This is a genomic window from Aquitalea pelogenes (assembly GCF_041914625.1).
GTDB lineage: Bacteria > Pseudomonadota > Gammaproteobacteria > Burkholderiales > Chromobacteriaceae > Aquitalea > Aquitalea pelogenes.
In genome coordinates, this window is sequence record NZ_JAYSDA010000028.1 from 57,040 (window position 1) to 67,885 (window position 10,846).

Here is a 10,846-nt window from a genome sequence, read left to right on the forward strand (position 1 = left end):
ACGCAACAACATTGATGCAAACATAAAACAGCCTGTTACAAGGGAATGAGACTAACCCGGCACGCGGGACCAGTTACCCGAAAATCACACGACATAATAGCAGCGCAGAAAAATGCCATGAACATATAAGGCAATACATTGTTCAGGCTCAAACAACGCTTCTGCACCGACTACCCGGCAAAGAGCTTGCCCGGCAGCAATAACACAGGCAGTTCAGCTTTCCAGCATGTCAGTACCATAGCCCTTGTCGGCCACGTTCACACTATGCGTCTGCATGGTATCCAGCTGCAGCATGCTCAATTGGCGGCCGTATACGCCGCCAGTGTCCAGATACCAGACATTGTCGATCTGCCTGACCTGGCGCTGTGGAGTATGCCCCACACACAGCATGTACACGCCGACAACCGGCTTACGTACCATGCCTTTGGCCCGCAAACGGCACCAGGTGATCTGGCGCAGCAGCTTGCCGCCCTCTTCTCCCCAAGGGGTGGGTAATGCCAGTTGCTGACGCAACAAGTTCCAGTCGTCCAGCGGGCAATCGGCGTGCAACAGGCCGATCAGGCCGTGCTCGCTTACCACTTCTATCGCCAGCGGCAGGCGCAAGAACGCAGTACGGTAGGCTTGCTTGTCTTTTTCATCCAGGCAGATGAACCAGCCGCCGCCATTATTCAGGTAGCGTTCGCAGGCATCGGTTTGTGCCAGATCGAATTCCAGTGCCATCTGTTCATGATTGCCCCTTACCGCATAAAACCAGGGCTTCGCCAGCCACTCCAGCACCTGGCGCGACTCCGGGCCGCGATCCACCAGGTCGCCAACAGAAAACAGCCGGTCGCGACTGCCATCAAACACCACTTGCTCCAGTAACTGACGCAATTCGGTGAAGCACCCGTGCACATCACCCACTACAAAGTCACGCCCGGCCTGATTGGCGGGCATGCTGGCAAACAACTCACTCATACACAATCACATCAGTCTTGAGAGATACAGCTTTCATTATGCACATCTGCCCCCGGTTCTGCGGGAAATTGTCGAGCAGCAGGCATGAAAAAACGGCGCAGTGTCTGCGCCGTTTCTGAGCCAAATCAGTAAGAAAATTACTGGGCTGCGGATGCTGCAGCAGGAGCAGCAGCGCCGCCACCGATGGTTTGCATCACTTTCCACTGACCGCCTTCAACCTTGTACACGGTGATGCCGCCGTCTTTCAGGTCGCCCTTGTCGTCGTAGGTCCAGTTGGAAGAAGTCACACCGGAGTACTTGATCTTGGCCAGTACCGGCAGGTAAGCCTTGGGATCGGTGGAGTTGGCATCCTTCATGGCCTGGATCAGCGCGCGGGTCGCGTCATAGCCGTACGGGGAGTAAGTGGCTACGTCGGTCTTGAAACGTGCCTTGTACTTGTCGGCATATTCCTTGCCCTTGGGCATTTGTTCCAGCGGCAGGCCAGCCAGCGAGGCGATGGAGCCTTCGGCTTCCTTGCCTGCCAGTTGCAGGAAGTTCGGGGTCTTGGTCATTTCGCCGGAGATCAGCGGAGCCTTCAGGCCCAGACGCTTCATCTGCTTGGCCATCGGGGCGGACTGGGCGTCAGCACCACCGTAGAAGATCACGTCCGGATTCACGCCCTTGATGGAGGTCAGAATGGCGGCGAAATCGGTTGCCTTGTCGTTGGTGAATTCGCGCTTGGCCACGTCGCCACCGGCAGCCTTGACGGCTTTTTCGAATTCGTCAGCCAGGCCTTGGCCGTAAGCGGTACGGTCGTCAACGATGACGATTTTCTTGGCCTTCAGGGTGTCCACCACGAACTTGCCCATCACGCTACCTTGCTGGGTATCGGAGGTCATGGAACGGAAGGTGTTCTTGAAGCCTTGTGCGGTGAAGACCGGGGAAGTCGCCATGGCAATCATCGGGATGCCGGCGTCAGAGTAGATCTTGGAGGCCGGGATGGCGCAACCGGAGTTGAAGTGACCGATGATGCCGGAAACCTTGTCGTCCACCAGCTTCTGTGCCAGTTGGGTAGCGGTTTTCGGGTCGGCCTGGTCATCCTGGGCGTCCAGTTCGAAGGTCACCGGCTTGCCACCGATGGTCGGCTTTTCGGCGTTGGCATCTTCGATGGCCAGGGTCACGCCGTTTTTGTATTCTTCGCCATAGTGGGCTTGCGGGCCGGTCAGCGGAGCGGCAAAGCCGATTTTCACGGTGTCGCCACCAGCAGCGGCAGCAGCCGGAGCGGATGCGCCAGCCGGAGCGGCGGCGTCGTCTTTCTTGCCACATGCAGACAGTGCCAGAGCGGCTGCGACAGCGATGGTAACGGTAGTCAGCTTGGTGAATTGCATCTTGAATCCTCTATCTTTCGGTCTCTCCTGTCCGCTTGTGGCGGACAGATCTCATGCAGCGAGCTTGTTGTAAGTGAAAACGCTGGCGGCATTATTCCAATGCCGACAGCACATGACAAGTAGCGTGACAAAGATATCGTCACACAGCCCCGGTTTGTGACCATTCCCGCCAACAGCCGGGTTTGGCCGGGCCGGGGCTGACTGACATCAGTCGCCGATACTCATCAGGCTGGCGTTACCACCTGCTGCCGTGGTATTGACGCTGACTGCGCGCTCCACCACCAGACGATGCAGGTTGTAGCCATCTTTGCCGGCCAGAATCAGCGGAATCAGCGCACCGTCACGTTGCGCCAGTTGCTGGCGCACGCGGGCTGCGTCTTCCCCTTCATACAGCACGGCATCCAGCGAGGCAGTCAGCACGTCTTGCGTCAGCTCGACATGGCTGCCCAGTGTGCTGGCCAACTGGCGATTGGCCGGCGAATCCGCCAGCACTGCCACGTTGCCGGTAGCCAGTACGGCCACCAGTTGTTCGGCCAGCGTTGTTCCGCTGCTGGCCACGCACCCTACCTTGCCGCGCGGGGCAAAGCAGAGCGTGTTCTTTTCGCCGGTCGGTCCCGGCAGGCTTACCTGATGGGTCAGCGGCGAAGCACGACCTGCCGCATCAATGCGTGCATTCAGGCCACTCACGCCCATGCTGCCCGCCACGGCGGCCAGCTTGGACAGACCGGACAGATTGGCGGCCACCGGCTGCAAGGCCAGTTTGGGCGCCCATGCAGCGCGGGTCAGACGGTACAGGTAGAACGGGCCACCGGCTTTGGGGCCGGTACCGGACTTGCCTTCACCGCCGAAGGGCTGCACGCCCACCACCGCACCCACGATATTGCGGTTGACGTAGACATTGCCCACTTTGATCTTGTCGACAATATTGTTGATGGTTTCGTCGATGCGACTGTGAATGCCGTGGGTCAGGCCATAACCGGTGCTGTTGATTTCTGCCACCACCTTGTCCAGCTGGCTGGCTTCAAAGCGCAGCACATGCAGTACCGGGCCGAACACTTCACGGGTGAGATCGGACAGGTTGTCGATTTCAAACAGCGTTGGCGGTACAAACGTCCCTTGCTGGCATTGTTCCGTGAGCGGGGTCTGGTAGAACCAGCGCGCACGCTGCTTCATCTTGTCGATGTGTGCCAGCAGGCCGGCCTGGGCTTCGGCATCAATCACCGGGCCGACATCGGTACTCAGTCTGGCCGGGTTGCCCACGGTCAGTTCGGCCATGGCTCCCTTGATCATGGCGATCACCTTGTCGGCGATATCGCTTTGCAGGTACAGCACGCGCAAGGCGGAACAACGCTGACCGGCGGAATCGAAGGCCGAGCTCAGTACATCGGTCACCACCTGCTCCGGCAGGGCCGAGCTGTCCACGATCATGGCGTTCTGGCCGCCGGTTTCGGCCACCAGCACCACGTCCTCGCCACGCTTGGCCAGGGTGCGGTTGATGATTTGTGCCACTTCGGTGGAGCCGGTGAAAATCACGCCCTGGATACGCGGATCGCTGGTCAGTGCAGCACCGACGATTTCACCACGGCCCGGCAGCAGTTGCAGCACATCACGCGGCACGCCGGCTTCGTGCAGCAGACGCACGGCATAGGCGGCAATCAGGTTGGTTTGCTCGGCCGGTTTGGCCAGCACCGGGTTACCGGCGGCCAGCGAGGCGGTCACTTCACCAATGAAGATGGCCAGCGGGAAGTTCCACGGGCTGATGCACACCACCGGGCCCAGCGGCTGGTGGGTGGCATTGTCGAAATTGGCGACGATCTGCGCGGCATAGTAACGGCAGAAATCCACCGCTTCACGCACTTCGGCAATGGCATTACTCAGGGTCTTGCCCGCTTCACGCACTGCCAGGCCCATCAGTGCCGGCATGTGGTCTTCCATCAGGTCGGCCATGCGGTTCAGGCAGCCAGCGCGGTCTGCCACCGGGGTATTGGCCCAGCGTGCGGCGGCAGCTTCGGCCAGTTGCAAGGCACGTTCCACATGTTCCGGCGTGGCTTCAATCACTTCACCGACGATGTCGGCGTGGTCGGCCGGGTTACGTACCGGCAGCTTGTCTCCTTCGCTGATATCGGCATCGCCCAGCAGCGGGCTGGCCAGCCACTGCTGCTGTTCCGAACCTTGCAGGCCGATTTGCAGGGCGGCAAGCACATGCTCGCTGGACAGGTCCAGGCCCTTGGAATTCTGACGCTCGCTGCCATAGAGGGAAACCGGCAGGGCAATCTTGTGATGCGGCTGACCGGCATGGCTGGCGGCTTCCGCTACCTGGTCGGTCACCAGTTCGTCGATGGATACGTTTTCGTCCACGATGCGGTTGACGAAAGAGCTGTTGGCACCGTTTTCCAGCAGGCGGCGTACCAGATAAGCCAGCAGGGTTTCATGCGAACCCACCGGCGCGTAAATACGGCAGGCCTTGCCCAGATTGTCCTTGCCCACCACCTGGTCGTACAGGGTCTCACCCATGCCGTGCAGGCACTGGAATTCGTAATCCAGGCCCTGACCCAGCTGATAAATGGCGGACAGGCTGTAGGCATTGTGGGTGGCAAACTGCGGGTAGATGGCATCCTGTGCGGCCAGCAGGCGCTTGGCACATGCCAGATAGGAAATATCGGTATACACCTTGCGCGTATACACCGGGTAGCCCGGCAGGCCGTCCACCTGGGCGCGCTTGATTTCGGCATCCCAATAGGCACCCTTCACCAGACGCACCATGAAGCGGTGACCGGAACGGCGTGCCAGATCCACCAGATAATCAATAATGAAGGGGCAGCGCTTCTGATAAGCCTGCACCACCAGACCAATACCATTCCAGCCTGCCAGATCCTTGTCGAAAGCCAGCTGTTCCAGCAAGTCCAGCGACAGCTCCATGCGGTCGGCTTCTTCGGCATCGATATTCAGGCCGATATTGTATTGCTTGGCCAGAACCAGCAGTTCCTTGAGGCGGGCATACAACTCGGTCATCACGCGTTCACGCTTGGCGCGGCTGTAACGCGGGTGAATGGCGGACAGTTTTACCGAAATGCCCGGACCATCGTAAATGCCACGGCCGGCAGACTCTTTGCCGATGGCGTGGATTGCCATCACATAGTCTTTCATGTAGCGCTGGGCATCGTCCTCGGTCATGGCGGCTTCACCCAGCATGTCGTAGGAGAAACGATAGCCACGTGCTTCGCGCTCACGGCCATTCTCCAGCGCCTGTTCGATGGTTTCACCAGTAACGAACTGCTTGCCCAGCATGCGCATGGACATGTCCACGCCTTTGCGGATCAGCGGTTCACCGCCCTTGGCGATCAGACGGGTCATGGCAGCAGACAGGCCTTGCTCGCTGTGCGAGGAAACCAGCTTGCCAGTCACCACCAGGCCCCAGGCTGCGGCATTGACGAACAAGGAAGAGCTGTTGCCCAGGTGGGCTTTCCAGTCACCACGGGAAATCTTGTCGCGGATCAGCTTGTCGGCCGTTTCCTTGTCCGGAATACGCAGCAAGGCTTCAGCCAGGCACATCAGGGCAATGCCTTCCGCGCTATCCAGCGAAAACTCATGCATCAGGGCATCTACCCCGCTGGAGCGCGTACGCTCATGCCGCACCTGGCTGACCAGGCGACGCGCCAGGTCCTGGGTAGCGGTTACCTGTGCCGGCTGCAAAGCCGCCTGCGGCAACAAGGCCTGTACACATTCCTGTTCATCGCGACGGTATGCGGATGTAATGGCATCGCGCAAGGCGCTCTGGTTTAGGGCAAACACCTCGAATTGCATGGAAAACTCCCGATTTTGTTCGCAGCCCGGTTTATACCGGTTAAGATTTGCCTATTGTATACAATTGCATTTTTCTTTGTTCGACAATATAAAATATTCTTGGCATCAGACACTGCGTGGACGGCAACAGATCAAGGCAAATCAAGCGACTTGTCCTATTATTTGCCGCATCCGCCCACCCCGTTGCTGTTGCATTACCACAACGTTACCGCTTGCGATCCAGGCCACAGCCACAGCAGCTACCCGGACTTCGCAGGCAGGCCAATCCACTTTGTAGTCAATGACAGGACTTGCCGTGCAGAATATTTTGCTCATCGTGAATGCCAGCCCCTATGGCAACGAACGCTGTCTGAGTGCATTACGTTTGACACTGGCCCTTGCGAGCCATGGGCAACCCAGTCGCATCAAGCTGTTTCTGCTGTCCGATGCGGTCATCACCGCGCAAAACGGTCAGGGCAATTCCAATGGGCCAAGCCTGGCAGACATGCTGACCGAAGCCATGACACATGGTGTCGCCGTCCATGTTTGTCGCACCTGTGCCGAGGCACGCGGGCTGGATCAGACCCGCCTGCTACCTGGCGTGAAGATAGGCAGCATGCCGGAACTGGCCGACTGGACGCTGGAAGCCGACAAAGTCGTCAGTTTCTGAATAAAAAAAGGCCTGCCTCTCGGGGGGGAAGGCAGGCCAAAGGGCAGTTCACATCAAGCAGCAAGAAATCAAATGGGGCGTATCAACATTTCCGAACGAACCTCGCGCACCCCAGGCACATTGGCGGCAACCTCAAGCAAGTGCCGTACGGTATCGCGACTGGGGCTGGAGCCTTTCAGCCACACCATCCCGGCCTTGACCGAAGGATGCACGACCGAACCCGAACCATCGGCTAGCGGCTTCAGAACTTCATTCAGCTCCCAGGCTATTTTCTCGTCATCTGATACATGAGAAACAGCAACATGTTCGGCAATCGGGTCCATCAGCAGGCTGTCAGTTGCCATCACTGCCTGCAGCGGAAGCAATAATAAAAATATCCATGCGGAACGTTTCATTTTCATCGCACACCTCGGTACAAGAGCACTCCAGCTGCTATTGCAAAAGCCATGCCAACCTTATATAAGCATTTAAATTCAATGGCTTAGTAAAAAAACGCCACATACTCCGCTGCTTGTTTGTCTCAAACTGTCGCCCATCAGCGACAAGGCGAGATGGCAACAATGCTCAAGTCATTGATTAACATGAAAAAACCCCTGTCGCCATTTGGCGACAGGGGTTTTCGATCGTGATACCGGTTTAAAAGTCCTTGAACGCTGCCGCCACCAGATCATGCTTTTGCAACAAGCGGTAGAACTCGGTTCGGTTACGGTCAGCAATACGCGCAGCCACACTGGCATTGCCTGCAGTCACCCGCAGAAGCTTCTCCAGATATTCCCGTTCGAACTGGCGCCGCGCCTCTGCCAGTGTAGGAATACTAGCCATGCCGTCTGATACGGCTTTTTGCACCAGGCTTAACGGAATCAGGCCTGCGGTACTCAACACGCAGCACTGCTCGACGGCATTGGCCAGTTGGCGGATGTTGCCAGACCAGCGCAGACTGCATAGATATTCCATGGCGTCGGGAGCGAATCCGGCTACCTCCTTGCCATAACGTTCACACACCTGACTCAGGAAATGCTGCGCCAACAGCGGAATATCCTCCCGCCGTTCACTCAGTGCAGGCAATTGCAGGGTAAGGACATTGAGACGATAAAACAGGTCTTCACGAAACAGGCCATCACTGATCAGCAATTCCAGATCGCGGTGCGTTGCCGAGATCAGCCTGACATCAACGGCGATTGGCTTGCTGGCTCCCAACGGGCGCACTTCCCGCTCCTGCAGCACGCGTAATAGCTTGACCTGCAGGGCTAGCGGCATATCCCCGATTTCATCCAGAAACAAGGTGCCGCCATCGGCCTGGGCAATCAGCCCCTGGTGGCGCGCTGCCGCCCCGGTAAAGGCGCCTTTCTCATGTCCGAACAACTCGCTCTCCAGCAAGTTGTCCGGAATGGCCGCGCAATTGACTGCAATAAACGGCTTGTCTGCCCGTGGACTAGCGCGATGCAATGCCCGGGCCAGCACTTCCTTGCCGCTACCACTTTCACCGCGAATCAATACACTGGCATCCGTAACAGCAACCAGACGCGCCTCGGCCAACAGCTCATCCATCAAAGGACTGCAACTGACCACCCCTGCGCGCCAGGCATCCTGCTCATCATGCGACAAGGCAGGCGCAGACAACTGCAACGCCTGAGACACCTTGCTCAGCAGGGCGGCACTGTCAAATGGCTTCACCAGATAACCGAACACGCCGCGACTTACCGCCTCCACCGCATCAGGCACTGTGCCATGAGCAGTCAGGATGATCACCGGCAAGGACGGATAACTCCGTTTCACCTGCTCGAACAAGGCCATGCCATCCATTCCCGGCAAGCGCCAATCGGTCAGTAACACATCCGCTCTGCGCACAGCCAGGGCGCTCAGTGCAGCCTCGGCCGAAGCTGCCTTGTCCACCAGATAACCTGCTGCCTCCAGACGCAATCCAAGCAGGTGCAGCAAGTCCGCATCATCATCCACCAACAGAACACGCCCGGCATGCATCATGGTTGTATCTTCTTTTTGCTGGCCTTGTTGACCATGGATTGTTCAATCAGACGCAAGGCTTCCAGCTTGGCCGCCAGCTCATCGGCACGATGTTGCTGCTCGGCTAGCTGGGCATTGCTTCTTTGCATGGCATCCTCATGTCGCTTGCGCTCATTGAGCAGACTGCCCAGCAAGATGGACAAGCCCGACAAGCCTTCTGCCGGCTCTTGCCGCAACTGCTCATTCGCCTTGTCCAGTTGGCTGCGCAATGGCTCAATCCTGGACTCACCATTTAGCCATTGCTGTGCTACATAGCGCAGGCGCTCGCCGGCGCAAGCATCTTTCCCGGGCAAGGCACTATCACGACTACGTCGCAGGCTGCCCAGGACAGCCTCTGCATCCTGACAGTTGCGAGACTGACTCTTCCAGGCAACTATCCCACCGGCATCGCGTGAGGAGTGTTCTGACCAACCAGCACATGCCGACAACTGGCTTAACAACAGCAAGGCAAAAATATTGTTACGCATCATGCGAATGCTCATTCAGGGAAGTACATGGCCACCAGACACGGAAATGCGCACCTTTAGCAGCAGGCAAGGATTCAACATCGCCTCCCATCAGTTGGGCAAAGGTTTTCACCATGGTCAGCCCGATACCGCTACCCGGAGCCTCGCCGGTTGGAGCAGGCCCACTATAGAAGGGCTGGAAAACCAGTGTGTGATTTTCAGGCGCAATTCCTGGCCCCTGATCAATGACCGCTACCCATGTACGATCAGCCTCCCTGCCAGTTGCAACGGAAATAACACCGCCAACAGGAGAAAACCGAATAGCGTTAGAAAGAAGATTATCAATAATGGTTCGGAATTTTTCACTATCGACCGGCACCTGCAAACTATCGTGCGACAGTTCCAGCGTGATGCGCTTTTGCTGCAACAAGGGACGCATGCTTGCCGCCGCATCCTCAATCAAGGCATGCAATTCATGCACACGCATGTCCAGAGGCTGTGCCAGCCAGTTGGCAGCATCATGCCGCAACAAGGCATCCACCCGCTGTCGCAACAAACGGGTATTGGACAAGGTAATCGCCACGATTTCCTGTTGCGAGGGCAGCAAGGGGCCGGGAATCTGGTCTTGAAGCAGTGACGATGCCTCCTGAATAGCCGCCAACGGGGTTTTCAGCTCATGCGAGACATGACGGAAAAAATCCGCCTTATCCTCTTCCAGCCGGGCAAGTCGATGATCCAGCTCACCCAGGGCAGAAGCCAGCTGCACGATGTCGGCCGGAGCCGACATCAACCAGCTCTGACCACGCACTCCCTGCGAAAGGGCGGCAATTTTACCGCGCAGCTGCTGCAGGGGCCTGACCAGCAGCCAAGCCAGTAGTAATCCGGAAAACACGGCAAGGCATAATGACAGGATGGCCACCCGGTCAGCCTGTTGACGTTTTTCCCGCAAATTGCTGTCCCACTGCTTGCGCTGTACCTCACCCAATTGCCGGATACGTGACTCCAGCGCCGCTCCCAAACCGGACAGCGACTCATACTGTGCGGACCACGCCGCAACAGGATGTTCACCACCATCCAGCAAGGCCAGCGATTGCTTCCCCCACTCCGATAATGCCCGTCCGAGTCTGCGCAAACCGGCATCATCCTGCCGCTCCAGCCTGGCCGCCAGCTGCATCAGTGCGCTCAAGGCCTCTTTGCCAACCTGGGAATAGCTCTCCTCACGCAAAACATTCCACTGGCGTGTAGAGCGCTCAAACAGCTCACCCTGACTGGAAAATATGCGTATGGATTCGGAAAGTAGCAGGGCCTGACGCTGATTCTGGTCCACTTGTTCCGCCAACTGCTGCAGATGCCACCAGGTTTGCACCAGTGCCAACGAGGGAATCAGCGTCACCACGAACAAGCTAGCAACCAACAGCGACTTGAAAGACAAATGGCGCAATAGCATGAACACTCCAGACACGAAGATGAAGCCATTGTCCAACAGCGCGGCTTGTCTTCACAAATCAAAGCAGCAGTCGCTGACAGATTGACGATAATCGGACGCTTACCGCAGCCCAAAAGCACAAAGCCCAGCTCGTTTGAGCTGGGCTTCGAAGGGG

The 10,846-nt window shown here is 57.7% G+C and carries 8 protein-coding genes; 1 reads left to right on the forward strand and 7 read right to left on the reverse strand.

The features are described 5' to 3' along the window. Positions 1 to 213 precede the first annotated feature (213 nt). From ACE3SE_RS18395 to putA, 3 genes are all read right to left on the reverse strand, one after another. Complete coding sequence (locus ACE3SE_RS18395) at positions 214 to 957, reverse strand: metallophosphoesterase (RefSeq protein ID WP_374557386.1); 744 nt, start codon at positions 955 to 957, stop codon at positions 214 to 216. Positions 958 to 1,094: 137 nt separating this feature from the next. Continuing rightward, positions 1,095 to 2,324, reverse strand: a complete 1,230-nt coding sequence (locus ACE3SE_RS18400) for a branched-chain amino acid ABC transporter substrate-binding protein (protein WP_062789309.1) — start codon at positions 2,322 to 2,324, stop codon at positions 1,095 to 1,097. Positions 2,325 to 2,531: 207 nt separating this feature from the next. Beyond that, entirely contained in the window at positions 2,532 to 6,128 is a 3,597-nt protein-coding gene (putA, locus tag ACE3SE_RS18405) for a trifunctional transcriptional regulator/proline dehydrogenase/L-glutamate gamma-semialdehyde dehydrogenase (protein ID WP_374557389.1), read from the reverse strand. 295 nt (positions 6,129 to 6,423) lie between these two features. Here putA and ACE3SE_RS18410 point away from each other — a divergent pair, with 295 nt between their 5' ends. After that, positions 6,424 to 6,777 carry a DsrE/DsrF/TusD sulfur relay family protein gene (locus ACE3SE_RS18410; protein ID WP_045847202.1) on the forward strand — a complete coding sequence of 118 codons (354 nt, stop codon included), beginning with the start codon at positions 6,424 to 6,426 and terminating at the stop codon, positions 6,775 to 6,777. A 68-nt stretch (positions 6,778 to 6,845) separates the two neighbouring features. Here the strand turns inward: ACE3SE_RS18410 and ACE3SE_RS18415 are convergent, their stop codons facing one another. The 4 genes from ACE3SE_RS18415 to ACE3SE_RS18430 form a co-directional block, all read right to left on the reverse strand. Continuing rightward, positions 6,846 to 7,172, reverse strand: coding sequence for a hypothetical protein (locus ACE3SE_RS18415; protein ID WP_374557391.1), 327 nt, complete (start codon positions 7,170 to 7,172; stop codon positions 6,846 to 6,848). A gap of 241 nt (positions 7,173 to 7,413) precedes the next feature. After that, entirely contained in the window at positions 7,414 to 8,760 is a 1,347-nt protein-coding gene (locus tag ACE3SE_RS18420; RefSeq protein WP_374557393.1) for a sigma 54-interacting transcriptional regulator, read from the reverse strand. Next, a complete protein-coding gene (locus ACE3SE_RS18425) occupies positions 8,757 to 9,008 on the reverse strand; it encodes a hypothetical protein (protein WP_045847031.1) in 252 nt (83 codons plus the stop codon). Before ACE3SE_RS18425 ends, ACE3SE_RS18420 begins: the two co-directional genes overlap by 4 nt. 250 nt (positions 9,009 to 9,258) lie before the next feature. After that, positions 9,259 to 10,692, reverse strand: a complete 1,434-nt coding sequence (locus ACE3SE_RS18430; RefSeq protein WP_374557395.1) for a sensor histidine kinase — start codon at positions 10,690 to 10,692, stop codon at positions 9,259 to 9,261. Between the last annotated feature and the right edge of the window lie 154 nt (positions 10,693 to 10,846).

Bases quoted from the DNA above. Each gene is read 5' to 3' on its own strand.
- ACE3SE_RS18395 (WP_374557386.1), bottom strand. From the start codon at position 957: ATGAGTGAGTTGTTTGCCAGCATGCCCGCCAATCAGGCCGGGCGTGAC.
- ACE3SE_RS18400 (WP_062789309.1), bottom strand. From the start codon at position 2,324: ATGCAATTCACCAAGCTGACTACCGTTACCATCGCTGTCGCAGCCGCT.
- putA (WP_374557389.1), bottom strand. From the start codon at position 6,128: ATGCAATTCGAGGTGTTTGCCCTAAACCAGAGCGCCTTGCGCGATGCC.
- ACE3SE_RS18415 (WP_374557391.1), bottom strand. From the start codon at position 7,172: ATGAAACGTTCCGCATGGATATTTTTATTATTGCTTCCGCTGCAGGCA.
- ACE3SE_RS18420 (WP_374557393.1), bottom strand. From the start codon at position 8,760: ATGATGCATGCCGGGCGTGTTCTGTTGGTGGATGATGATGCGGACTTG.
- ACE3SE_RS18430 (WP_374557395.1), bottom strand. From the start codon at position 10,692: ATGCTATTGCGCCATTTGTCTTTCAAGTCGCTGTTGGTTGCTAGCTTG.